Source organism: Streptomyces changanensis (assembly GCF_024600715.1).
Lineage (GTDB): Bacteria > Actinomycetota > Actinomycetes > Streptomycetales > Streptomycetaceae > Streptomyces > Streptomyces changanensis.
Map to the genome: position 1 here is coordinate 4839912 of NZ_CP102332.1, position 23503 is coordinate 4863414.

Consider the following 23503-nt stretch of genomic DNA (forward strand, 5'->3'; position numbering starts at 1 on the left):
GCCGGGGGCACCGTCGCGCCCGAGACCGGGGCGCCCGACACCGTCGCGCCCGACACCGGGGCGCCCGACACCGTCGCGCCCGACACCGGGGTGCCCGTCCGGCGCCGTGGAGCCCGACACCGGGGTGCCCGTCCGGCGCCGTCGCTTCCGGTGCCGGCGGGTCCGCCACCGTCGCGGCCGGCACTGGCGTGAAAACGCCCATCCGGTCCCGCCGGAGGGTGCACGCGCGGCCATCCGGCTGACACCACGCGCCACCGCGCGGGCCCGCCCCAACCTCGCGGAACGACGCCGAAAAGCGGCCCATCGAAGGGCCAACCACGTTTGTGACCAGCCACGTTGGGCAGACGGACCTCATCGCGCCGGTCGTGCCGGGTCATGCCCCGAAGGGCCGCTGGAACGGGCCAGTTACCCCCTACGGAGGCGACAACTCGCCCCAGATGGCACAATCGGCGCATGGACCGCGACAGCCAACTCGAGCTCTACGAGGCGGTCGCGGCCCGGCTGAAAGAAGCGCACTCCCGGGTGCGCGCACTGCAAGTCCCGGAGGGCGTAAGGATGGCGCTGTCCCGGAAGCTGCTGGTCGTCACGGCCGCGGCGAAGCACGATCTCGCGGACGCGGCAAGGCGTCTCGACCGGCTGATGAAGGACCTCGACGAGGGCCGATTCCCTGAAGGGGACTGACCACCCGAAGTCCGCGGAGCGCTACTGCGTTGCGGCACAAGGGTGATTAGCCCGTTTCGTGTTTGATTTGCGGTATATATCTGCCTAACGTGCGAAAAAGCTTGAACACTTTCGTTCCGGCGAGGTCTCCGAAGGGGAAGACGTGAACAAGGCGCAGCTTGTAGAAGCGATTGCCGACAAGATGGGCGGCCGGCAGCAGGCCGCCGACGCCGTCGACGCGGTACTCGACGCGATCGTCCGTGCCGTGGTCGCCGGCGACCGGGTCTCGGTCACCGGCTTCGGCTCGTTCGAGAAGGTCGAGCGTCCGGCCCGCTACGCCCGCAACCCGCAGACCGGCGAGCGCGTGCGGGTGAAGAAGACCTCGGTTCCGCGCTTCCGCGCCGGTCAGGGCTTCAAGGACCTGGTCAGCGGCTCCAAGAAGCTCCCCAAGGGCGGTGAGGTCGCCGTCAAGAAGGCCCCGAAGGGCAGCCTTTCGGGCCCGCCGCCCACCATCGCCAAGGCCGCCGCCAAGAAGGCCGCGACCAAGAAGGCCGCCGCCAAGAAGACGGCGCCCGCCAAGAAGACCACCGCCGCCGCCACGAAGAAGGCGACCCCGGCGAAGAAGACCACCACGGCCGCCGCCAAGAAGAGCACCTCGGCCACCACCGCCAAGAAGGCGACCCCGGCGAAGAAGGCCACCACCGCCAACGCCACCGCCAAGAAGACCACGGCGAAGAAGACCGCGCCGGCGAAGAAGGCCACCGCCAAGAAGGCCCCGGCCAAGAAGACCACCGCGCGCAAGACCACCACCGCCAAGAAGTCCGCCGCCAGGAGCAAGTAGCCGGCGCCACCCCACGGACCACCCACCGTCGCCCACGGGCCGCCACATCGGGCCGCGGCACCCACCGGACCACTCGCACGCGGGGCCGGGCTCCCTCCCGGGAGCCCGGCCCGCCGTGTCGTCACCGCCGACCGCGGCTGCCGCGCCGCCCGATCGCCGACCGTGCGCCGCCCGCCGGCCCCGTACCGCGTGGGTCAGAACGTCTGCAGCGTCACCAGCGTGATCCGCAGGGCGTCACCGCGCCCCTCCGTCTCGATCCGCACGCGCTGCCCGGGCCGCAGGAGCAGCAGCCCGCCCGCGTCGAACGCCCCCGCGCCGAACTCCACCGGGGTGCCGTCGTCCAGCAGCACACTGCCACTGCGGGTCTCGGGGTCGTACGTGTACGCGGTCGCCTGCATGCCCCGCAGCCTATCCAACCGGCCCGCGCCCCGCGCCGCCGCTCCGCGCCCCTCCGGGAGCCCCTCCAGGACCCGTCCGGATCCCTCGTACGCCCGCACGCGCCGCCCGTACCGCGCCACCACCCCGCCGCCGTACCGAGCCACCATCCCGCCCTGTCCGCCGCCGTACGGCGCCAGGGCGCCCCGACCGCTCAGCCCGCCGCCGTACCGTGCCCAGCGGTCCCAGCCGCCCCAGCCGCCCCAGCCGCTCGGCCCGCCGTCCGTGACACCGCCCGGCAGCGTGCGGCCGTCCACCGCCCCACGCCCAGCTCCAGCGCCGCCCGCAGGTCCGCCTCCGTGTCCACGTCCCGGCGCACGGAAGGCACACCGCCGAGCCGGATTTCCACCGCGCCCGACGACGAATGCCGACTCCGCGAGGCGCCCCCGAAAGCCGGCCGCAATTGCATTCCCGGCGCCGCCGACAGGAAAGTGGTACCGATATCCGCGGCATCCGCCAGAAAGGCCCGCGGAAAAGCCGCCGCCACCGCCAGCACCCGCGCCAGCTCCGCCGGGCGCAGCGCCGGGAGGTCCGCGTTCAGCGCCGCCACCGGCGCCCGTGGCCGCCGCTCCCGGACCGCCCGGGCGCCGTAGGACAGCGCCGCGTTGAGCCCCGCTCCCGGCCGGTCGGGCAGCACCCGCGCGCCGAGCGCCTCCAGCGCCCGCGCGGCCGGCCGGTCGTCCGTGACGACCACCACATCCCGTACCGCCGGGCAGGCCAGCACCGCCGCCACCGTGTCCTGCGCGAACGCCAGCGCGAGCCCCCGCCGCTCCGCCGGGCCGACGGCGTCCGCGAGCCTGCTCTTCGCCAGCGCGAGGGGCTTCAGCGGCACCACGACCGACCAGGGCCCCGCAGCGCCGCGCTCCGCGCCGGCCCGCGCCGCCGGCTCTCCGTCCGTTTCCATCCGGACCATTGTCGCGCGACCGGTCACGACCCGAAGAGCCCGCCCGGAAGGCGGGGCGTACCGTGTTCTCGACAGAGCAGGGGCCCGGGGCGACACTTGACCCCCGGCCAGAGCGAGTTCCCAGCAGTCCCGCAGGAAGGTGTCCGCGTGTCCCGCCGCAGAATCGGCTTCTGGTACCGCCTGGCGGCGGTCATCGCAAAACCGCCGCTGGTGGTTCTGTTCAAGCGGGACTGGCGTGGAGCGGAGAACATCCCGGCCGACGGCGGATTCATCACGGCTGTCAACCACAACTCGTACCTCGACCCGTTGTCGTACGCGCATTACCAGTACAACACCGGACGCGTGCCGCGGTTCCTCGCGAAGGCCGGACTGTTCAAAGGCGCCTTCGTCGGCATGATGCTCCGCGGCACGGGCCAGATCCCCGTCTACCGCGAGACCACCAACGCCCTGGACGCCTTCCGCGCCGCCGTCGCGGCCATCGAGCGCGGCGAGTGCGTGGCCTTCTACCCGGAGGGCACCCTCACCCGCGACCCCGACATGTGGCCCATGGCCGGCAAGACCGGCGCCGCCCGCGTCGCCCTGCTCACCAAGGTGCCCGTCATCCCCGTCGCCCAATGGGGCGCGAACCTGGCCATGCCGCCCTACGCCAAGCGGGACAAGCTCCGCCTCTTCCCGCGCAAGACGCTGACCGTGGTGGCCGGCCCGCCCGTCGACCTGTCACGCTTCTTCGACGTGGAGCCCACCAACGAGGTGCTGCGCGAGGCCACCGAGGAGATCATGCGGGCCATCACCGCGCTCCTGGAGGACATCCGCGGCGAGAAGGCACCCGACGAACCGTACGACCACCGCAGGGCCCGCCTGGCGCAGCGCCACCGGGTCGCAGGGGAGGAAGCCAAGTGACACGCCCCGTCAAGGCAGCCGTCTTCGGCACCGGCTCGTGGGGCACGGCCTTCGGCATGGTCCTCGCCGACGCCGGCTGCGACGTCACCCTCTGGGGACGCCGCCCCGAGGTGGCCGACGCCGTCAACACCACGCGGACCAACCCGGACTACTTCCCCGGGGTCGAACTGCCCGCCAACCTCCGCGCCACCTGCGACCCCGCGGAGGCCGCCGCCGGCGCCGACTTCACGGTGCTGGCCATCCCCTCCCAGACGCTGCGCGGCAACCTCGCCGCGTGGGCGCCGGCGCTCGCCCCCGACACCGTCCTCGTGTCGCTGATGAAGGGCGTCGAACTCGGCACCTGCAAGCGGATGAGCGAGGTCGTGCGGGAGGTCGCCGGCGTCGGCGCCGACCGCGTCGCCGTCGTCACCGGACCCAACCTCGCCAAGGAGATCGTGGCCCGCATGCCGGCCGCCGCGGTCGTGGCCTGCGGCGACGAGGCCGTCGCCCGGCGGCTCCAGGCCGCCTGCCACACCCCCTACTTCCGCCCGTACACCAACACCGACGTCGTCGGCTGCGAACTGGGCGGTGCCGTCAAGAACGTCATCGGCCTCGCCGTCGGCATCGCGGACGGCATGGGCCTCGGCGACAACGCCAAGGGCTCCCTCATCACCCGCGGCCTCGCCGAGACCACCCGCCTCGGCCTCGCCATGGGAGCCGACCCGCTCACCTTCTCCGGCCTGGCCGGTCTCGGCGACCTCGTCGCCACCTGTTCCTCGCCGCTCTCCCGGAACCACACCTTCGGCACGAACCTCGGCAAGGGCATGACCCTCCAGGAGACCATCGCGGTCACCCGCCAGACCGCCGAGGGGGTCAAGTCCTGCCAGTCGGTCCTGGACCTGGCGCGCCGGCACGGTGTCGACATGCCGATCACCGAGACCGTCGTGGGCATCGTCCACGAGGGAAAGCCGCCGATGGTGGCCCTCAAGGAGCTGATGGCGCGCAGCGCCAAGCCCGAGCGGCGCTGACGCCGTCCCTACGAGCGGGTACGCTCATCGCGATATGAGCAGCGAGAACCTCCCCACCAGCCCCGGGCGTAAGCCGCGCGTGGCCGTCGTCTTCGGCGGACGCAGCTCCGAGCACGCCATCTCCGTCGTCACGGCCGGCGCCGTCCTGCGCGCCATCGACCGGACGAAGTACGACGTGCTGCCCATCGGCATCGCCGGCGACGGCCGCTGGGTGCTGACGGCCGACGCCCCGGAGCGGATGGCCATCACCGACCGGGCGCTGCCCAGCGTCGACGGCCTCGCCGAGTCCGCCGAGGGCAGCGTCGTGCTCTCCGCCGACCCCACCAGCCGCGAGATCGTCTACACGGAGCCCAGCTCCGTGCCGAAGGCCCTCGGCGAGGTCGACGTGGTCTTCCCGGTGCTGCACGGCCCGTACGGCGAGGACGGCACCCTGCAGGGCCTGCTGGAGCTCGCCGGGGTGCCCTACGTCGGCGCCGGCGTCCTCGCCTCGGCGGTCGGCCAGGACAAGGAGTACATGAAGCGCGTCTTCACCTCCTTCGGCCTGCCCGTCGGCCCCTACACGGTGGTCCGCCCCCGCGAGTGGGACGGCGACCCGGCCGGCGCCCGCCGGCGGATCGTCGACTTCGCCGCCGAGCACGGCTGGCCGCTGTTCGTGAAGCCGGCCCGCGCCGGCTCCTCCATCGGCATCACCAAGGTCGAGGACGAGTCCGGCCTCGACGCAGCCGTCGCCGAGGCTCGCCGCCACGACCCGAAGGTCATCGTCGAGTCGCTGCTCACCGGCCGTGAGATCGAGTGCGGCGTCCTGGAGTTCGAGGACGGGCCGCGCGCCAGCGCCCCCGCCTGGATCCCGCCCGTCGGCGACCACGACTTCTACGACTTCGAGGCCAAGTACATCGACTCGGCGTCCGGCGTCGTGCCCGCCCCCATCACCCCGGAGCAGACCGCCGAGGTGCAGCGGCTCGCCGTCGCGGCGTTCGAGGCGGCGTCCTGCGAGGGCCTGGTCCGCGCGGACTTCTTCCTCACCGACGAGGGCCGGTTCGTCATCAACGAGATCAACACCATGCCGGGCTTCACCCCGATCTCGATGTACCCGCGCATGTGGGAGGCGAGCGGCGTCGACTACCCCGAGCTGATCGACCGGCTCGTCCAGGCCGCCCTGCGCCGCCCGACCGGCCTGCGCTAGCCCCGGGCCCGCGCCGGCCCGGCCGGCGCGGCCCGACCGGCCCGTGACGCGCCCCGCCCCGCCGGGGCAACGCGCCGCGGGCCGCGGCCCGGCACCCCGAGGGCGCCGGGCCGCGGCCCGGGGGTCACACGCTCGGCGGGACGGTCCTGCTCACGGGCCCGGCGAACGCCACGAGCGGCCCCGTGTCATGCGCGAACCGCTCGTCCAGCGACACCTCCACGTACGCCTTGCGGTACGTGGTGGTGAAGCGCGGGCCGTCGCCCTCCCGCTGCTCCACCAGCCAGCCCACGCCGTCCGCCTCGATCGCCTCCGCCTGCGGATCGCTCATCCTGGCGGGCCGGGGGACCCCGCAGCGCAGTACGATCGCCCCGTCCCCCCACGCGGCGGTCAGTTCGGAACGCGGCTCCGTGCCGGTCCGGCCCAGGCCCGCGACCGTGTCCGGAAGCTCCGCGTGCAGCGCCCGGCAGGCAGCGGCCTCCTCCGCGGCCGGGCGGGGGACCGGGACCGGCGCCCCGGCGCCCGTCGTGGAACAGCCCGCGGCCGTCGCCAGCAGCACGGCGGCGGCGCCGGCCGCGGCGGACGGGCGGAGGTACCGGTGGGAGGACTTCACCGGCTCAGGGTAGACGGGGGCTACAGGTGGACGACCGGGCAGGTCAGCGTACGGGTGATGCCCTCCACCTGCTGGACCTTGGCCACGACCATGCGGCCGAGCTCGTCGACCGTGTCGGCCTGGGCGCGCACGATCACGTCGTACGGGCCCGTGACGTCCTCGGCCTGGAGCACGCCGGGGATCTTCGCGATGGTGTCGGCGACCAGCGACGCCTTGCCCACCTCGGTCTGAATCAGGATGTACGCCTGTACCACGAAACCTCCAGGGCGGCCGAGGGGATCATCCTGGACTGCGAGGGCCCAGGGGAGAAAGGGACGCCACGGTACCGCGTCGCCCCGCGCCGCGGGGAGACCCACGGGTCCGGACGCGTCCACGGTGTGGCGCGTGACAGACAGAAGTTGACGGCTCCGGCCGTCTCGATGACCGTAACCACAGCAGTGACGGCTCGCGACCGCAACCGCACGATGACCAGTCGGTCGTACGGTGAGCCGACGACGACATGGAGAGGTGGACCTCGGTGAAGGGCACTGTCGGCGAGCTCGGGGAGTTCGGGCTCATCAGGGAGCTCACCTCCCGGCTCACCACCACCCCGGCGGTCCGGGTCGGTCCCGGGGACGACGCCGCCGTCGTGGCCGCGCCCGACCGGCGCGTGGTCGCCAGCACGGACATCCTGCTGGAGGGCCGCCACTTCCGGCGCGACTGGTCCACCGCGTACGACGTCGGGCGGAAGGCCGCCGCGCAGAACCTCGCCGACATCGCCGCCATGGGCGCCGTCCCCACCGCGCTCCTCCTCGGCCTGGTCGTCCCCGCCGAGCTCCCCGCCACCTGGCCCACCGAGCTGATGGACGGGCTGCGCGACGAGTGCCAGGTCGCGGGGGCGGCCGTGGTCGGCGGCGACGTCGTGCGCGGCGAGACCATCACGGTCTCCATCACCGCCCTCGGCGACCTGCGCAACCACGAACCGGTCACCCGCGGCGGCGCCCAGCCCGGCGACGTCGTGGCCTACACCGGCTGGCTCGGCTGGTCCGCCGCCGGCTACGCGGTCCTCTCCCGCGGCTTCCGCTCCCCCCGCGCCTTCGTCGAGGCCCACCGCCGCCCGGAGCCCCCGTACCACGCGGGTCCCGCGGCGGCCGCTCTGGGCGCGACCGCGATGTGCGACGTCAGTGACGGTCTGATCGCCGACCTCGGGCACATCGCCGAGGCCAGCAAGGTCCGCATCGACCTGCGCTCGGCCGCCATCGACATCCCCACGCAGATGAACGACATCGGCCAGGCCGTCGGGGTCGACCCGATCCAGTGGGTCCTCACCGGGGGAGAGGACCACGCCATCGTGGCCACGTTCCCGCCGGACGTGAAACTGCCCGCCCGCTGGAAGGTCATCGGCGCAGTCCTCAACCCCTCGGCGCTGCCCCAGGTCACCGTCGACGGCGCGCCCTGGCACAGCGCGGGCGGCTGGGACCACTTCGGCGGCCCGTACGGGTCCGGGGAGTGAGCCCCCGCACGGCGCCGCCGCGGGTGCTGACCGTCGCCGGATCCGACTCCGGGGGCGGCGCCGGCGTCCAGGCGGACCTGAAGACGATGCTGGCCCTCGGGGTCCACGGCATGAGCGTGCTCACCGCCGTCACCGCGCAGAACTCGCTGGGCGTCCAGGGCGCCTGGGAGCTGCCGGAGGAGGCGGTGCGGGCGCAGTACCGCAGCGTCGTCGACGACATCGGCGTGCAGGCCGTGAAGACCGGCATGCTCGCGTCGGCGGCGCTCGTCGAGGCGGTGGCCGAGCTGCTGGCCGGGACGGACGCCCCCGCGGTCGTGGACCCGGTCGGCGTCTCCAAGCACGGCGACCCCCTGCTCGCGGAGTCCGCCCTCGACTCCGTGCGGGAGCGGCTGCTGCCGGTGGCGACGGTGGCGACGCCGAACCTCGACGAGGTGGCCCAGCTCACCGGGGTGCGCGTGACGGCGGAGGGCGACCTGCGGCGGGCGGCCGGCGCCGTGCTGGAGTTCGGGCCCCGCTGGGCGCTGATCAAGGGCGGGCACCTGCCCGACGGCGCCGAGGCGGTCGACCTGCTGACCGACGGCCGCGAGGAGCACTGGCTGCGGGCCCCCCGCCACGACAACCGGCACACCCACGGCACGGGCTGCACCCTCGCCTCCGCGGTCGCCGCGGGCCTGGCGAAGGGCCTCGCCGTGCCGGACGCGGTGCGCGGGGCCAAGGAGTACGTCACCGGGGCCATCGCGACCGGCTTCGCCCTGGGCGGCGGGATCGGCCCGGTCGACCACGGCTGGCGGTTCCGCACCCCCTGACCGGCCCGCACGCCCTGACCGGCGCGCACCCGCTGACCGGTCCGCACGTCCCACCGGCCCCCGCCCCTGACCGGCCAGCCACCGGCCCCCGCCGCCCCACGCGCCGGTCAGGGGGCCGAGGGCCCCGGGCCGGCGCCCCGGGTAACGGCGACCGGGCACAGCAAGAAGCCGGCCCACCCGAAGGTGGACCGGCTTCCAAGGCAACCGCAGAGGCTGCGCTACGACGAAACGTCGCCGCGGATCACCCCCGCTCACGCGGGGAAAACCGTGATTAGCGCGAGACCTTGCCGGCCTTGATGCACGAGGTGCAGACGTTGAGCCGCTTCGGCGTCCGACCGACCACGGCACGCACGCGCTGGATGTTCGGGTTCCAGCGACGGGACGTACGGCGGTGCGAGTGCGAAATGTTGTTGCCGAAGCCCGGCCCCTTGCCGCAGACGTCGCAGTTGGCAGCCACGGGTCACTCCAAAGACTTCAGGTGCACGTACAGTGAAATCCGGCGAGCCGGAATCAGGTCGGTGACGTGAGAGGTCGGTGACTGAAGTGGCGTTGCCGGGGGATGGCCCGACTTTCATCGGGCAACCGGAGCAGCATACAACGGCCACTTCGGTAGAACGAAACTACCACGGTCGGCCGGGCACCCGACCCGGCCCCGGACCCGATCGGGGTCTACCCTGCGGTGCAGCCCACACCCGGTGCCCGGGCCGTGGGGGACCCCCGAGGAGGATCACCAGGTGCCGGACAAGTTGGGGCGGGACCTCGACCCCGCAGCGATCCGTGCCTGGTGCGCGCTGGCCCTCGACGCCCTCGGTCGGGAGCGCGAGGAGATCGACGCGATCAACGTCTACCCGGTCGCCGACGGGGACACCGGCACCAACCTCTACCTGACCGTCGAGGCCGCGGGCCAGGCCGTGGAGGCCGTCTTCACGGCGCACGCCGCGGGCGGCACGACCCCGGGCCCGGCCGACGCCGTACGGGCGCTGGCCCACGGCGCGCTCATCGGCGCCCGCGGCAACTCCGGCACCATCCTGGCGCAGCTGTTGCGCGGCATGGCCGGGGTCCTGGCCCGCGGATGTGACGGACCCCATCTCGTGGAGGCGCTGCACACCGCGTCCGCCGCCGCACGCCAGGCCGTCGCCCACCCCGTCGAGGGCACGATCCTGAGCGTCGCCGCGGCCGCCGCCCGCGCGGCCGGTGACGCGGGCCCCGCCCGCGCGGCCGGTGAGGGGGGCCCTGCCCTGGTGGTCGGTCCGTCGCTGGAGGCCGTCGCCCGCGCCGCGTACGAGGGGGCCCGCGCCGCGCTGGAGGAGACGCCGGCCCAGCTCGCCGTGCTGGCCCGTGCCGGGGTCGTGGACGCGGGTGGCCGCGGCCTCGTCACCGTGCTCGGCGCCCTCCTGGAGGCCGTCTCCGGCGAGTCGCCCGCCCGTACCCGGCGCCGCCGCGGCACCGACGCCCCGCGCCCGACCACCGCGGCGCCCGCCCCCGCCCCCGGAGGGCCCTGCGCGGTGGACGGGCCCGCGTACGAGGTCATCTACCTGCTGGAGGCCGACGACGACGCCGTGGCCCGGCTGCGCGCCCGCCTCGACGCCCTCGGAGACTCGCTGGTCGTCGTCGGCGGGGACGGGCTGTGGAACGTCCACGTCCACGTCGACGACGCGGGCGCCGCCGTCGAGGCGGGCATCGAGGCGGGCCGCCCCCACCGGATCCGTGTCACGCACTTCGCCGGCGAGGCCGCGAAGGCCGCCGCCGGACCGGCCGAGCCGGTACAGCGCGCCGTCGTCGCCGTCGTACCGGGCGAGGGCCTCGCCGAGCTGTGCGCGCGGGCCGGCGCCACCACCGTGCTCGCCCGGCCCGGCGAAGCCCCGGGCAGCGGCGAGCTGGTCGACGCGATCCGCCGCGCCCACGCGCGCGAGGTGGTCCTCCTGCCGAACGCGACCGAGCTGCGCCACACCGCCGCCGCGGCCGCCCAGCAGGCCCGCACCGAGGGCGTCCGCGTCGCCCTCATCCCCACCCGGGCCGCCGTCCAGGGCATCGCCGCGCTCGCCGTCCACGAGCCGGGGCGCCGCTTCGACGAGGACGTGGTCGCCATGACCGCGGCGGCCGGCGCCACCCGGTACGGCGAGGTGGCGCTCGCGGAACACCAGTCGTTCACCTCCGCCGGCGTGTGCCAGGCCGGCGACGTCCTCGGCCTCATCGACGGCGACGTCGCCGTGATCGGCCAGGACCTCGCGCGGACGGCCCAGGACGTCCTGGACCGGATGCTGTCGGGCGGCGGCGAACTGGTCACCCTGGTCCTCGCCGCGGACGCCCCGCCGTCCCTCGCGGCCGGCCTGGAGGCGCACGTACGCGCCCGCCACCTCGCCGTCGACACCTGCGTCCACCACGGCGGCCGCCTGCACGCGCCGCTGCTCATCGGCGTCGAGTGACGGCCGCGCCCGGGGCGTGGTGACGGGTCCCGGCCGCGGGGCTGCCGCCCGCTGTCAGCGGCGTGGTGTGGAATGGGGGGAGTTCCGACCACGAGGGAGAGACCGCTGTGCTCGGTGAGCCGCTGAAGAAGGTGCTCGGTCCGGCCACGGCCAAGGTGATGGCCGAGGCCCTCGACCTGCACACCGTCGGCGACCTCCTGCACCACTACCCGCGGCGGTACGCCGAGCGGGGCGAGCTGACCACGCTCGCCGACCTGCCGCTCGACGAGCACGTCACGGTGGTGGCCCGTGTCGCGGACGCGCGCGTCCTGACGTTCAACGGCGCCCGGGGGCGCGGCCAGCGGCTGGAGGTGACCATCACCGACGGGAGCGGTCGGCTGCAACTGGTCTTCTTCGGCAAGGGCGTCCACAAGCCGCACAAGGACCTCCTGCCCGGCACGCGCGCGATGTTCTCCGGCAAGGTCTCCGTCTTCAACCGCAAGACGCAGCTCGCCCACCCCGCGTACGAGCTGCTGCGCGGCGAGGAGGGCGACGGCGCCGTCGACAGCTGGGCCGGGGCGCTCATCCCGATCTACCCCGCCACGACCAAGCTGGAGTCCTGGAAGATCGCCAAGGCGGTCGACGCGGTGCTGCCCCGCGCGGCGGACGCCCTCGACCCGCTGCCGCCCGCCCTGCGCGAGGGCCGCGGCCTCACCGACCTCCCCGACGCCCTGCGCAGGATCCACCGCCCGCGCACCAGGGCCGACGTCGCCGACGCGCGCGAACGGCTCAAGTGGGACGAGGCGTTCGTCCTGCAGGTCGCCCTCGCCCGCCGGCGGTACGCCGACGCCCAACTGCCCGCGGTGGCGCGCGAGCCGGTCCCGGGCGGACTGCTGGACGCCTTCGACGCCAAGCTGCCGTTCACCCTCACCGAGGGCCAGGAGAAGGTGTCGAAGGAGATCTTCGACGACCTGGCCACCGAACACCCCATGCACCGCCTCCTCCAGGGCGAGGTCGGCAGCGGCAAGACGCTGGTCGCCCTCCGGGCGATGCTCGCCGTCGTGGACGCGGGCGGGCAGGCGGCGATGCTCGCCCCCACCGAGGTCCTCGCCCAGCAGCACCACCGCTCCGTCACCGAGATGATGGGCGAGCTCGCCCAGGGCGGCATGCTGGGCGGCGCCGAGCACGCCACCAAGGTCGTGCTGCTCACCGGCTCCATGAGCGCCTCCGCCCGCCGCAGCGCCCTGCTCGACCTGGTCACCGGCGAGGCGGGCATCGTCATCGGCACGCACGCGCTGATCGAGGACAAGGTCAAGTTCCACGACCTCGGCCTGGTGGTGGTCGACGAGCAGCACCGCTTCGGCGTCGAGCAGCGCGACGCCCTGCGCGGCAAGGGGAAGCAGCCGCCGCACCTGCTCGTCATGACGGCCACGCCGATCCCGCGCACGGTCGCGATGACCGTCTTCGGCGACCTGGAGACCTCCGTCCTGGACCAGCTGCCCGCCGGCCGCTCCCCGATCGCCAGCCACGTCGTGCCGGCCGCCGACAAGCCGCACTTCCTGGCCCGCGCCTGGGAGCGGGTCCGCGAGGAGGTGGAGAACGGCCACCAGGCGTACGTCGTCTGCCCCCGCATCGGCGACGAGGAGGACGAGGGGAAGGGGAAGGCCGCCAAGGACGACGGGGCGGACAAGCGGCCCCCGCTCGCCGTCCTGGACGTCGCCGACCACCTGGCGAAGGGCCCGCTCGCGGGCCTGCGCGTCGAGGTCCTGCACGGCAGGATGCTCCCTGACGACAAGGACGCCGTCATGCGCCGCTTCGCCGCGGGCGAGGCGGACGTCCTGGTCGCGACGACCGTCATCGAGGTCGGCGTGAACGTCCCGAACGCCACCGCGATGGTGATCATGGACGCGGACCGGTTCGGCGTCTCCCAGCTCCACCAGCTGCGCGGTCGCGTGGGCCGCGGCTCCGCCCCGGGGCTCTGCCTGCTGGTCACGGAGATGCCCGAGGCGAGCCCGGCCCGCGGGCGCCTGGCCGCCGTCGCCGCCACCCTCGACGGCTTCGAGCTCTCCCGCATCGACCTGGAACAGCGCCGCGAGGGCGATGTGCTCGGCCAGGCCCAGTCCGGTGTCCGCTCCTCCCTGCGAGTGCTCGCCGTCATCGAGGACGAGGAGGTCATCGCCGCCGCCCGCGAGGAGGCCGTGGCAGTCGTCGCCGCCGACCCCGAACTGGAGCACCTCCCGGAGCTGCGCACCGCCCTGGCCGCCCTCCTCGACGAGGAGCGGGAGCAGTACCTGGAGAAGGGCTGACGCACGCCGGGGCCGGTCTGCCCATATCGTGGGAGCGAGACCGCGGGAGCCGAACCCGCCCGCGGCCGACCGACGCCCGCGGACGACGGCACCGACGGCCCGCGGACGACCCGCCCGCGGACGACCCGAGGTCGCAGCCCGCGGACGACCGGAGCCCGTGGGCGGCCGACGCCCGCGGACCACGGAGCCCGCGGACGACCGAGACAAGGACTGACATGACCCGCGTGATCGCCGGCACGGCCGGCGGACGCCGCCTGGCCGTACCGCCGGGCAACGGCACCCGACCCACCTCGGACCGGGCGCGCGAGGCCCTGTTCTCCACCTGGGAGTCGCTCCTCGGCACCCTCGACGGCATCCGCGTCGCCGACCTGTACGCCGGGTCGGGCGCCGTCGGCCTGGAGGCCCTGTCCCGCGGCGCCTCGCACGTCCTGCTCGTCGAGGCCGACGCCCGCGCCGCCCGCACCGTCCGGGAGAACGTCCGCGCCCTCGGCCTGCCGGGCGCCGAGGTCCGCACCGGCCGGGCCGAGCAGGCCGCCGCGGGCCCCGCGCCGGCCGAGCCGTACGATGCGGTCTTCCTCGACCCGCCGTACGCCGTCCCGGACGACGATCTTCGCGAGATACTCCTCACACTCCGCTCCCAGGGCTGGCTCGCGCAGGACGCGCTCGTCACCGTGGAGCGCAGCACCAGGGGTGGGGCGTTCGGCTGGCCGGAAGGGTTCGAGCCGCTACGGTCCCGTCGCTACGGCGAGGGAACGTTTTGGTACGGTCGCGCCGCCTCTACGTGCGAAGACGCACCATGACCGGACCGGAGAGCGAGGGACTTCAGTTGCGCCGAGCAGTCTGTCCGGGGTCGTTCGACCCCATCACCAACGGACATCTCGACATCATCGCCCGCGCCTCCAAGCTGTACGACGTCGTGCACGTGGCCGTGATGATCAACAAGTCGAAGCAGGGCCTGTTCACCGTCGAGGAGCGGATGGACCTCATCCGCGAGGTCACCGGCGAGTACGACAACGTCGAGGTCGAGGCCCACCACGGTCTGCTGGTCGACTTCTGCAAGGACCGCGGCATCCCGGCCATCGTCAAGGGGCTGCGCGCGGTCAGCGACTTCGACTACGAGTTGCAGATGGCCCAGATGAACAACGGCCTCACCGGTGTCGAGACCCTCTTCGTGCCGACCAACCCCACCTACAGCTTCCTCTCCTCCTCCCTGGTCAAGGAGGTGGCGGCGTGGGGCGGCGACGTCTCGCACCTGCTGCCGCCGGCGGTCCACGAGGCGCTGGTCGCGCGGCTGCGCGAGAAGTGACCCCGGAGTGATCGTCTGACAGGGCGTCAGATGGTCTCCGGCGGGCCCCCGCTGGCCGTACAGTCGTGGCGTCCGTCTTCCCATCCGGCTGTAGAGAGTGGCGAGCACACGGTGGACGTGCAGAAGAAGCTCGACGACATCGTCGAGGCGGTCGGGAGCGCGCGCTCCATGCCCATGTCGGCCTCCTGCGTGGTGAACCGCGCGGAACTGCTCGCGCTGCTGGACGAGGTGCGCCAGGCCCTGCCGGGCTCCCTCGCCCAGGCCGAGGAGCTCATCGGCGGCCGAGAGCAGCTGGTCGAGCAGGCCCGCCGCGAGGCCGAGCGGATCATCGAGGCGGCCCACGCCGAGCGCGGCTCCCTCATCTCCGACAGCCAGGTGGCCCGCAGGTCCCAGGAGGAGGCCGACCGCATCCTCGCCGAGGCCCGCCGCGAGGCCGAGGAGATCCGTGCCGAGGCCGACGACTACGTCGACTCCAAGCTCGCCAACTTCGAGGTCGTCCTCACCAAGACCATCGGTTCCGTCGACCGCGGGCGCGAGAAGCTCCTCGGCCGCGGCCCGGGTCTGGACGAGCAGGGGTTCGCCGACGAGGACGCCCCCGAGTACAGCTCCGACCCGCAGACCCTCGTCCAGCGGGCCGACGCCTACGTCGACGCCAAGCTGAGCGCCTTCGAGGCCGTCCTCAGCAAGACCCTCGAAGCGGTCGGCCGTGGCCGCCAGAAGCTCCACGGCCGCTCCGAGGCCGACGCCCTCGGCGAGCACATGGCCGCCCAGGACGCCGCGGGCCCCGGGCAGCTGCACACCAGCGACGCCGACTACCTCGCCGGCCTCGCCGAGCCGGCCGACCCGGAGCCGGCCGCGACGCCCGCCGCCGGTGCCGTACCGCAGCAGTCCCCGCCGCCGCCCGCGCGGCAGCCCGACCCGTACGGCTACCCGGCCCAGCAGCCCCAGCAGCCCCAGGGCGCCTACGCGTACCAGCAGGACCCGTACGCCTACCCCCAGCAGGGCTACGACCAGGCCCCGCAGGGCTACGAGGCCCAGCATGGCTACGACCAGGGCCCGCAGGGCTACGACCAGGGGGGCACCCAGGGCTACGACCAGGGCCCGCAGGGGTACGACCAGGGCCCGCAGGGGTACGACCAGGGGGGCTACGCCCAGCCCCAGGGCTACGGCGGCGGCCCCGACCCCTACGCCTACCAGCAGCAGCCCCCGGCGCCGCCGCTCCCGCCGGCGCAGCAGGGCGCCGCACTGGACGAGACGAGCTTCTTCGACACGGGCATGATCGACCTGGAGCAGCTGCGCCGCTACGAGCAGGGCCACGACCAGGGCCGCTGACACGGCCGCGACCGGCGCTGCCGAGACGGTCGCGGGTCGGCCGCGACCGCCCGATTGGGCCCTGGGCGAAGCGTCCAGTATCCTGGCTCTTCGGTCGCGAGTACGTCCGCGATCCCGGCTGCCCACCCGGCCCCGTAGCGCGAGCAGGGCGGCCCCCTCCCGATTCCGAAAGCAGGAAGAACCCTGAGCACGCGCCTCGACCACCGCAACCCCCTCGTGTTCGACACGCACGAGCTGGGGCGGCGTCCTGGTGCCCTCCAGCGGATCACCCGCGAGGTGGCGGCAGCCGCCGACCTCGGCATCGACGGAGTCATCGGCGTACCGGAGGGCTCGCCCGTCGAGCTCGACCTCCGCCTCGAGTCGGTCATGGAAGGGGTGCTCGTCACGGGCACCGCCCGTGCGACCGCCGAGGGGGAGTGCGTAAGGTGTCTGGTGCCGCTGCGCCGAGAGGTCGCCGCGGACTACCAGGAGATGTTCTCGTACCCCAACCCCGACAGCGACGATGCCCGGGGCCACCGCAAGGCGGCCGCGGACGACGCTGCCGAGGAGGACGAGGACGTCACCCCCCTCGAGGACGGAATGTTCGACCTCGAGCCCTTGCTGCGTGATGCGGTGGTGCTCGCACTGCCGATGCAGCCGGTGTGCCGGGAGGACTGTGCCGGGCTCTGCGCCGAATGCGGCGCGGACCTGAACGAGAACCCGGACCACCACCATGACGCCGTCGACATCCGTTGGGCGGCACTGCAGGGACTCGCTGGTTCACTCGGAACCGACGAGAAGGACGACATGAGCGGCGCCGAAGCGGGCGTCGACGAGAAGCAGGAGAAGTAGCCGTGGCTGTTCCGAAGCGGAAGATGTCGCGCAGCAACACGCGCCACCGCCGGTCGCAGTGGAAGGCTGCGGTCCCCACCCTGGTTTCGTGCGAGCGTTGCCAGGAGCCGAAGCTGCAGCACATCGCGTGCCCCAGCTGCGGCACGTACAACAAGCGCCAGGTCCTCTCGGTCTGAGCGGGCTGGTGAGAGGCACCGTGTCTAGCCACGAAACGGCGGATGACGCCAAGAAGCAGGCGGACAACACGGCCTCGTCCCACACGCTTCTGGAAGGGCGGCTCGGGTACCGACTCGAGTCCGCCCTTCTGGTGCGTGCGCTGACCCACCGTTCGTACGCGTACGAGAACGGCGGTCTGCCCACCAACGAGCGGCTGGAGTTCCTCGGGGACTCCGTGCTCGGCCTGGTGGTCACGGACACGCTGTACCGCACCCACCCCGACCTGCCCGAAGGCCAGCTGGCCAAGTTGCGGGCCGCGGTGGTCAACTCGCGTGCGCTGGCGGAGGTCGGCCGCGGCCTCGACCTGGGCTCCTTCATCCGGCTCGGCCGCGGTGAAGAGGGCACGGGCGGCCGGGACAAGGCGTCCATCCTCGCCGACACCCTCGAAGCGGTGATCGGCGCGGTCTACCTCGACCAGGGCCTCGACGCGGCGTCCGAGCTGGTGCACCGGCTCTTCGACCCGCTGATCGAGAAGTCCTCGAACCTCGGCGCCGGCCTGGACTGGAAGACCAGCCTCCAGGAGCTGACCGCGGCCGAGGGCCTCGGCGTCCCGGAGTACCTGGTCACCGAGACCGGTCCGGACCACGAGAAGACCTTCACTGCTGCTGCCCGCGTCGGTGGTGTCTCGTACGGCACCGGCACCGGCCGCAGCAAGAAGGAAGCGGAGCAGCAGGCCGCGGAGTCCGCCTGGCGGGCCATCCGTGCCGCCGCGGACGAGCGGGAGGCGGCGGCGAAGGCCGCTGCCGAGGCCGGAGAGGTCGCCGACCGCTCTCCCTCTCCCGTTCCCGAGCCGGCGGGCCCCGCCGGCAGCCCCGAGGCGACGGCCGCGGCCGACCCGGCCTCGGCCTGAAGGCACGGCCGGACGGCCTGAGGCCCGTCCGGACCCCACGGGTCCGGACGGGCCCGCCCGGCTCCTGTCCCGCTTCCGCCCCGTCGCACCGGCCTTCCGGTACGGCGGGGCTTCCCCCGTTCCCCGTCCTCCCCCTCCCAGGAGTGCCGTGCCCGAGCTGCCCGAGGTCGAAGTCGTCCGACGGGGCCTCGAACGCTGGGTGAGCGGCCGCACCGTCGCCGGCGTGGACGTGCTCCACCCGCGCGCCGTCCGGCGGCACGTCGGCGGCGGCGAGGACTTCGCCGCCCGCCTCGTCGGCCACCGCGTCGGCGTGGCCCGGCGGCGCGGCAAGTACCTGTGGCTGCCGCTGGACGACGCGGACGCCGCGGTCCTCGGCCACCTCGGCATGAGCGGCCAGCTCCTCGTCCAGCCGGAGGACGCCCCCGACGAGCGGCACCTGCGCATCCGCATACGCTTCGACGACACCCTCGGCACCGAGCTGCGCTTCGTCGACCAGCGCACCTTCGGCGGGCTCTCCCTCCACGAGACCGACCGGGACGGGCTGCCCGACGTCATCGCGCACATCGCCCGCGACCCCCTGGACCCGGCCTTCGACGACGCCGCCTTCCACGCCGCCCTGCGACTGCGCCGCACCACGGTCAAGCGGGCCCTGCTCGACCAGAGCCTCATCAGCGGCGTCGGCAACATCTACGCCGACGAGGCGCTGTGGCGCAGCCGCCTGCACTACGACCGCCCCACCGCCGCCCTCACCCGGCCGCGCTCGTACGAGCTGCTCGGCCACGTCCGGGACGTCATGACCGCCGCGCTGGCGGTCGGCGGCACCAGCTTCGACAGCCTGTACGTCAACGTCAACGGCGAGTCCGGCTACTTCGACCGGTCGCTCGACGCCTACGGGCGCGAGGACGAGCCCTGCCGGCGGTGCGGCACGCCGATCCGCCGCCGCCCGTGGATGAACCGGTCCAGCTACTTCTGCCCCCGCTGCCAGCGCGCCCCCCGCCCGGCACCCCACGTGTGACGGCCCCCACCCCGCCCGCACCACTACCGGACGCGCTCCGGGGCACACATATGTACGGGAATGCCTACTCGCTGACGTCGCCGCACGCCGCCGTGGCTCGTTGAAGACGGGGAGAGCCGCCACCGCAGCACCGCCGGCACACGGCGCGCGGCGCGCACCACGCCGAACCAGGAGACCCGTATGAGCACGCCCGTCGTTTCGATCGCCTACCACTCCGGCTACGGCCACACCACCGTCCTCGCCCAGGCCGTCCGGGACGGCGCGGCCGACGCCGGCGCCACCGCCCACCTGCTGAGGGTCGACGAACTGACCGAGTCCGGTTGGGCTCTGCTGGACGCCTCGGACGCGATCGTCTTCGGCTCGCCCACGTACATGGGCACGGCCTCCGGCGCCTTCCACGCCTTCGCCGAGGCCACGTCCGGGCGCTGGTTCGCCGGAGCCTGGCAGGACAAACTGGCGGCCGGGTTCACCAACTCCGCTTCCAAGAGCGGCGACAAGCCGCACACTCTGTACTACTTCCAGACCCTCGCCGCCCAGCACGGCATGCACTGGATCAACCTCGGCCTGAAGCCGGGATGGAACTCCAGCACCAGCTCGGAGAACGACCTCAACCGCCTCGGCATCTTCGCCGGCGCGAGCGCCCAGACCAACAACGACCAGGGCCCCGAGGCCGTCCACAAGGCGGACATCGCCACGGCGGAACACCTCGGCCGGCGCGTGGCCACCACGGCCCACACCTTCACCAGGGGTCGCACCACCCTCACGCCCTGACCCGTCCCCGAGGAGCCGACGCAGGGGGGACCGGACCACCGGGAGCGGGAGCGGGGCCAGGGCCGAGGTCCGGGGCAGGGGAGACGGACGGGTGATCCGGCCCACCGACGGCCGGCAGGCGGCCGGGTGGGGGCGCCTCACACGGGGGTGGCGCGCTCCGGAGCTAGTGGTGACGCTCCCACCCGCCGTCGGACCAGCGGTATTCGTCGAACCCTTCCAGCCCGTAGGTGACGAATCGCTCGCCCTTGTCCTTGAGGGGAACCGTCTGCCGTCTGCCGTCGATCAGGACCGGGAGTTCCAGGTGCCACTCATTGCGCCCGGAGTGGGCATGCACGAAGACGAGGAACTGCTCGGTCTCGCCTGGTGACAGGGTGAGAGTGACGGGGCCGATCGGGGATCCGCCGTCATCCACCCACGCCGTCGTCCCCAGTCCCAGGTCGACCTGGATGCGCCTCGGCGTGACAGCGGCGCCTCCCGCCGGACAGCAAGCGACGCATCCCGCGGGTGGATCTCCGAGGGGTCCGGAGGTGTGGCGCAGCTTGGGGCACTCGATCACTACGGACGCGAGTTCACGGGCCGTGACCGTGACCTTCAGGACGGTTTGGGCGGCGTCCGCCCCACCTCGCGCACGTGCCCACGCGTGCCAGTCGGTGGGGTGCTCCGGCGGGGTACCGGTGGGCGGATCGGGCAGCCAGACGAACGCGGGAACCCAGTTCGGGAATCCGGCCCACACGAGGGACGGGTCCGTCTCCACGTGGACGGTCAGCGGCTTGATTCGGGTGATCCGCCGGGAAACGGCGCTCAGCCTGCTCGCCAACGGATGGAAGACCGCCGTGACGATCAGTGTGAGCAGAACGCTGACCGTACTGATGAGTAGGGTGTCCACTCGCCTCCCCAGGAGGAACCCTGCGTGATGACGGGGAGGGTATCAGCGCGGGCGGCGGAGCGGTTCTGTGCCGGAGCCGCTTCGGCGGGAGTGGACACGGCCTGGCCTCGCGAGCGGCTGCCCGGGACCTCGCTCCGCAGGGCTGTACGGGAACCTCGGAAGCCGAAGAAGCGCCAGGTCGCGCCAGGTCGCCTTTCTGGCCTGCGGACTTGTCGCAGATCAACGTGGTGCCCCGCGGTTTGGCCGTCGATGGTTGCCGTCGATCAGAGACGCCTCGCCAGCCGCTTGTGCTGTTCGTGCGCGCCAGGTGGCATCGGGGTACCAAGTCGACTCAGCACCATCGCCTTCGTGGCGAGCCTCAGCGCATCGCCGAGGGCGGACTTCTCCTCGATGAGGATCACCCACTCCCGCTCGTCGGTCGGCCCTGAGCGACCTCGGCCACCATGGTCCCGGCTTCACCCTGGGGACCTACGCGCACCGGATGCCGTCGAGCGAGACCCGTACGCGGGCCGCTGTGCCCGCCGGCGGCGCCGCCTCCGTCACCGATGACGGCCCGGAGACGGCCCACGAAGGGTCATGGGTCGCTGACCCGCGGGAACCTCAGAAGCCGAAGTTCTGCGTCCACCAGGGGCCGCCCGGGCCGAAGTGGACGCCGACGCCCAGGCGCTTGAAGTCGCAGTTCAGGATGTTCGCGCGGTGCCCCTCGCTGTTCATCCACGCCTCCATGACGGCCTTCGCGTCGGCCTGGCCGCGGGCGATGTTCTCGCCGCCCAGTCCCTCGACGCCCGCCTGGGACGCGCGTGCCCACGGGTCGTCGCCGTCGGGGTCCGTGTGGTCGAAGAAGGCGCGCTCCGCCATGTCCTGGCTGTAGGCCCGCGCAAGGTCGCCGAGGTCCGTCGAGGCGCGCAGCGGGCTGCAGCCGAACGTCGCCCGCTCCTGGTTGACCAGGGCGAGGACCGCCGCCTCGGCCGCCATGGCGCGGCTGGTCGGCGTCTGCGGGGCGGGCGGCGCGCTCGTGCGCTCCGGGGCGGGCTTGCTCGGCGTGGGGCGCGGCGCCGGCGGGGTCGTGGTGCGCTCGGGGGTCGGCGACGGGGTCTTCGTGCGGGTCGGCGACGGCGCGGGGGTCTTCGGCACGGGGGGCTTCGGCGCGGCCGTCCGGGACGGGGTCGCCGAGGGGCGCGGGGCGCTGCGCGTCGACGGCGGGGAGGAGGGGGTCGACGTACGCGAGGCGGGGGCCGTGGTGGGGGCGGGAGCGGGGGCGGTGCGGCCCTGGGTGCCCAGGTCCGGGGCGCTGCCCGAGCGTATGTGCTCGGCGGGCGTGCCGGTGGTACCGCTGCCGAGGGTGAAGGTGTCGCCGCCAGGTAGCAGCCCCGACGTCACGGCGACGGCGCCCACCGCCATGGCGGCCGACGCGCCGAGCAGCCCGCCGCGCAGCGGGAGCGCGCGCCTGCGCCGCCGGGTGCCCCGGCGCCCCCGGGGCGAGTCGGCGGCGCCGGTCGGGCCGTACGTCTCCTGCCCGTCCGGCGCGGGTACGGGCGCGGCGCCGGAGCGTCGATGGCGTCCCATCTGCTCTGCCTCCTGCCTTCAGCTGCTGGTCCTGTCGTTCCTCCCGCGGCCCCGGGGCCCGGAGGTGCCGGTGGGGCACGGCCGAACGGGTGAGGCTCGCTGGGTCGGGACTGTACGCCACCGGCACACGGAGGGCGGGTGCTCCGCCCGGCGGCGGCCGGTTAGCGTGCAGCCATGAACGACGAGGCGAGGTTCACGGCATGGGTACGCGGACGAGTGCAGGGAGTGGGATTCCGCTGGTTCACCAGGGCGAACGCCCTGGAGATCGGGGGCCTCACCGGTTTCGCCCTGAACCTCGACGACGGCCGCGTCCAGGTCGTCGCCGAAGGTCCGAGTGAGAATTGCCACCGTCTCCTGGAATGGCTGCGCTCCGGCGACACACCCGGCCGCGTCGACGGCGTCACCGAGATCTGGGACACGCCACGCGGGGGATACGAGGGATTCGCGATCCGCTGACGGTCGACCGCGTCCCTCCGTACCGAGCGGCGCGGAACACTTCCGGAGGGTGTTCGTCGGGGCGGGCGCGCGGCCTCGTGAAACAGAAATGACCAGGTGATTGCCGAGAAAGGGTTGTGATGGCGGTCCCGGCGCGGAAGGATGATCTCCACGCCCCTCCGGGCACCGTGCGCGAGGCGCCGCCGTACGTTCGGCGGCCTGAGACCCCCCGGTTGCCCGTCGATGCGGGGCGTGATCGTGTTGACCGTCAAACTTTTTGGTGAGACTCTGGAAGCCCCGCGCACCCTAGTTGTTCGGCGGTGAGAACCGCAGCGGCACCACGTACCGCCGAGCACCGCGGGTGCGATTCCCTCGACGACCCAACCGCTTCGGTCGGTCACTCAGTGTGGAGGACCATCCATCATGGCAAAGGCGCTTCTCGGTTACGTCGGCGGTACCGACCCGCGACTGCTCGCCGAGATGCGACGGCTTCAGCAGCGTGTCCAGGACCTGGAATCCGAGCTGGTACGGATCCAGTCCGAGAAGGACGCGCTCGCCGCTGCCGCCGCTCACCGCGAGCCGTTGCTCGACGGCATCGACATGGACGTTCCCAAGGGCGAGCCTGCGCTCACCTGACCCCGCGGGGACACCCGAGGCACACGGCACGCTCGGGAAGGTGAGAAACACTCTCGCGAACAGATATGCAAGGGACGCTTCGGCGTCCCTTCTTTCTTTTCCCGCCCCCA

General features: G+C 73.5%; 26 protein-coding genes. 19 read left to right on the forward strand and 7 right to left on the reverse strand.

Annotation, left to right across the window (positions count from 1 at the left end; all coding sequences use genetic code 11):
- Positions 1-453 precede the first annotated feature (453 nt).
- On the forward strand, positions 454-681 hold the full coding sequence (locus NRO40_RS21515) for an SCO5555 family protein (protein ID WP_058942294.1): 228 nt from the start codon (positions 454-456) through the stop codon (positions 679-681).
- A 142-nt stretch (positions 682-823) separates the two neighbouring features.
- The gene (locus tag NRO40_RS21520; protein WP_058942295.1) at positions 824-1501 is read left to right on the forward strand and encodes an HU family DNA-binding protein; all 678 of its coding nucleotides are present in this window, start codon (positions 824-826) and stop codon (positions 1499-1501) included.
- A gap of 194 nt (positions 1502-1695) precedes the next feature.
- On the opposite strand, the gene NRO40_RS21525 is transcribed toward NRO40_RS21520, so the two are convergent.
- Entirely contained in the window at positions 1696-1899 is a 204-nt protein-coding gene (locus NRO40_RS21525) for a hypothetical protein (protein WP_058942317.1), read from the reverse strand.
- A gap of 191 nt (positions 1900-2090) precedes the next feature.
- Positions 2091-2840, reverse strand: a complete 750-nt coding sequence (gene cofC / locus NRO40_RS21530; protein WP_079047071.1) for a 2-phospho-L-lactate guanylyltransferase — start codon at positions 2838-2840, stop codon at positions 2091-2093.
- 147 nt (positions 2841-2987) lie between these two features.
- On the opposite strand from cofC, the gene NRO40_RS21535 reads away from it, so the two are divergent.
- From NRO40_RS21535 to NRO40_RS21545, 3 genes are read left to right on the forward strand one after another with little or no spacing between them, the layout of a single operon-like run.
- Positions 2988-3740 (forward strand): lysophospholipid acyltransferase family protein, encoded by a 753-nt coding sequence (locus NRO40_RS21535; RefSeq protein ID WP_058942296.1) that lies wholly within the window; start codon positions 2988-2990, stop codon positions 3738-3740.
- A complete protein-coding gene (locus NRO40_RS21540) occupies positions 3737-4747 on the forward strand; it encodes an NAD(P)H-dependent glycerol-3-phosphate dehydrogenase (protein ID WP_058942297.1) in 1011 nt (336 codons plus the stop codon). Before NRO40_RS21535 ends, NRO40_RS21540 begins: the two co-directional genes overlap by 4 nt.
- 34 nt (positions 4748-4781) lie before the next feature.
- Positions 4782-5930, forward strand: coding sequence for a D-alanine--D-alanine ligase family protein (locus tag NRO40_RS21545; RefSeq protein ID WP_058942298.1), 1149 nt, complete (start codon positions 4782-4784; stop codon positions 5928-5930).
- Between the two features lie 124 nt (positions 5931-6054).
- Here the strand turns inward: NRO40_RS21545 and NRO40_RS21550 are convergent, their stop codons facing one another.
- A complete protein-coding gene (locus NRO40_RS21550) occupies positions 6055-6540 on the reverse strand; it encodes a DUF3515 domain-containing protein (RefSeq protein ID WP_058942299.1) in 486 nt (161 codons plus the stop codon).
- 20 nt (positions 6541-6560) lie between these two features.
- On the reverse strand, positions 6561-6794 hold the full coding sequence (locus tag NRO40_RS21555; protein ID WP_058942300.1) for an Lrp/AsnC family transcriptional regulator: 234 nt from the start codon (positions 6792-6794) through the stop codon (positions 6561-6563).
- 263 nt (positions 6795-7057) lie between these two features.
- Between NRO40_RS21555 and NRO40_RS21560 the strand changes: the two genes are divergently transcribed.
- Positions 7058-8032: a thiamine-phosphate kinase gene (locus tag NRO40_RS21560; protein ID WP_058942318.1), complete on the forward strand. Its 975-nt coding sequence runs from the start codon at positions 7058-7060 to the stop codon at positions 8030-8032.
- Positions 8029-8838 (forward strand): bifunctional hydroxymethylpyrimidine kinase/phosphomethylpyrimidine kinase, encoded by an 810-nt coding sequence (gene thiD, locus NRO40_RS21565; protein WP_058942301.1) that lies wholly within the window; start codon positions 8029-8031, stop codon positions 8836-8838. Before NRO40_RS21560 ends, thiD begins: the two co-directional genes overlap by 4 nt.
- 271 nt (positions 8839-9109) lie before the next feature.
- Here the strand turns inward: thiD and rpmB are convergent, their stop codons facing one another.
- Positions 9110-9295, reverse strand: a complete 186-nt coding sequence (gene rpmB / locus NRO40_RS21570; RefSeq protein ID WP_003957616.1) for a 50S ribosomal protein L28 — start codon at positions 9293-9295, stop codon at positions 9110-9112.
- 277 nt (positions 9296-9572) lie between these two features.
- On the opposite strand from rpmB, the gene NRO40_RS21575 reads away from it, so the two are divergent.
- From NRO40_RS21575 to NRO40_RS21620, 10 genes are all read left to right on the forward strand, one after another.
- The gene (locus tag NRO40_RS21575) at positions 9573-11264 is read left to right on the forward strand and encodes a DAK2 domain-containing protein (RefSeq protein WP_232791070.1); all 1692 of its coding nucleotides are present in this window, start codon (positions 9573-9575) and stop codon (positions 11262-11264) included.
- A 158-nt stretch (positions 11265-11422) separates the two neighbouring features.
- Positions 11423-13549, forward strand: a complete 2127-nt coding sequence (recG, locus tag NRO40_RS21580) for an ATP-dependent DNA helicase RecG (protein ID WP_058942320.1) — start codon at positions 11423-11425, stop codon at positions 13547-13549.
- A gap of 215 nt (positions 13550-13764) precedes the next feature.
- Positions 13765-14349: a 16S rRNA (guanine(966)-N(2))-methyltransferase RsmD gene (gene rsmD, locus NRO40_RS21585; protein WP_058942302.1), complete on the forward strand. Its 585-nt coding sequence runs from the start codon at positions 13765-13767 to the stop codon at positions 14347-14349.
- Positions 14350-14375: 26 nt separating this feature from the next.
- Positions 14376-14855, forward strand: a complete 480-nt coding sequence (coaD, locus tag NRO40_RS21590; protein ID WP_058942303.1) for a pantetheine-phosphate adenylyltransferase — start codon at positions 14376-14378, stop codon at positions 14853-14855.
- A gap of 111 nt (positions 14856-14966) precedes the next feature.
- Complete coding sequence (locus tag NRO40_RS21595) at positions 14967-16187, forward strand: ATP synthase F0 subunit B (protein WP_058942304.1); 1221 nt, start codon at positions 14967-14969, stop codon at positions 16185-16187.
- A gap of 216 nt (positions 16188-16403) precedes the next feature.
- Entirely contained in the window at positions 16404-17018 is a 615-nt protein-coding gene (locus NRO40_RS21600; RefSeq protein ID WP_198549337.1) for a YceD family protein, read from the forward strand.
- 2 nt (positions 17019-17020) lie between these two features.
- Positions 17021-17194 carry a 50S ribosomal protein L32 gene (rpmF, locus tag NRO40_RS21605; protein ID WP_015036448.1) on the forward strand — a complete coding sequence of 58 codons (174 nt, stop codon included), beginning with the start codon at positions 17021-17023 and terminating at the stop codon, positions 17192-17194.
- 20 nt (positions 17195-17214) lie between these two features.
- Positions 17215-18084 (forward strand): ribonuclease III, encoded by an 870-nt coding sequence (gene rnc / locus NRO40_RS21610; protein WP_058942306.1) that lies wholly within the window; start codon positions 17215-17217, stop codon positions 18082-18084.
- A gap of 148 nt (positions 18085-18232) precedes the next feature.
- The gene (mutM, locus tag NRO40_RS21615; RefSeq protein ID WP_257375477.1) at positions 18233-19099 is read left to right on the forward strand and encodes a bifunctional DNA-formamidopyrimidine glycosylase/DNA-(apurinic or apyrimidinic site) lyase; all 867 of its coding nucleotides are present in this window, start codon (positions 18233-18235) and stop codon (positions 19097-19099) included.
- A 180-nt stretch (positions 19100-19279) separates the two neighbouring features.
- On the forward strand, positions 19280-19870 hold the full coding sequence (locus tag NRO40_RS21620) for a flavodoxin family protein (protein ID WP_058942307.1): 591 nt from the start codon (positions 19280-19282) through the stop codon (positions 19868-19870).
- A 163-nt stretch (positions 19871-20033) separates the two neighbouring features.
- Here the strand turns inward: NRO40_RS21620 and NRO40_RS21625 are convergent, their stop codons facing one another.
- Positions 20034-20756, reverse strand: a complete 723-nt coding sequence (locus tag NRO40_RS21625) for a hypothetical protein (protein WP_058942308.1) — start codon at positions 20754-20756, stop codon at positions 20034-20036.
- Between the two features lie 600 nt (positions 20757-21356).
- Positions 21357-22322 (reverse strand): CAP domain-containing protein, encoded by a 966-nt coding sequence (locus NRO40_RS21635; protein WP_058942309.1) that lies wholly within the window; start codon positions 22320-22322, stop codon positions 21357-21359.
- Positions 22323-22496: 174 nt separating this feature from the next.
- Here NRO40_RS21635 and NRO40_RS21640 point away from each other — a divergent pair, with 174 nt between their 5' ends.
- Complete coding sequence (locus tag NRO40_RS21640) at positions 22497-22778, forward strand: acylphosphatase (RefSeq protein ID WP_058942310.1); 282 nt, start codon at positions 22497-22499, stop codon at positions 22776-22778.
- Positions 22779-23180: 402 nt separating this feature from the next.
- Complete coding sequence (locus NRO40_RS21645; RefSeq protein ID WP_058942311.1) at positions 23181-23393, forward strand: hypothetical protein; 213 nt, start codon at positions 23181-23183, stop codon at positions 23391-23393.
- Positions 23394-23503: the final 110 nt, after the last annotated feature.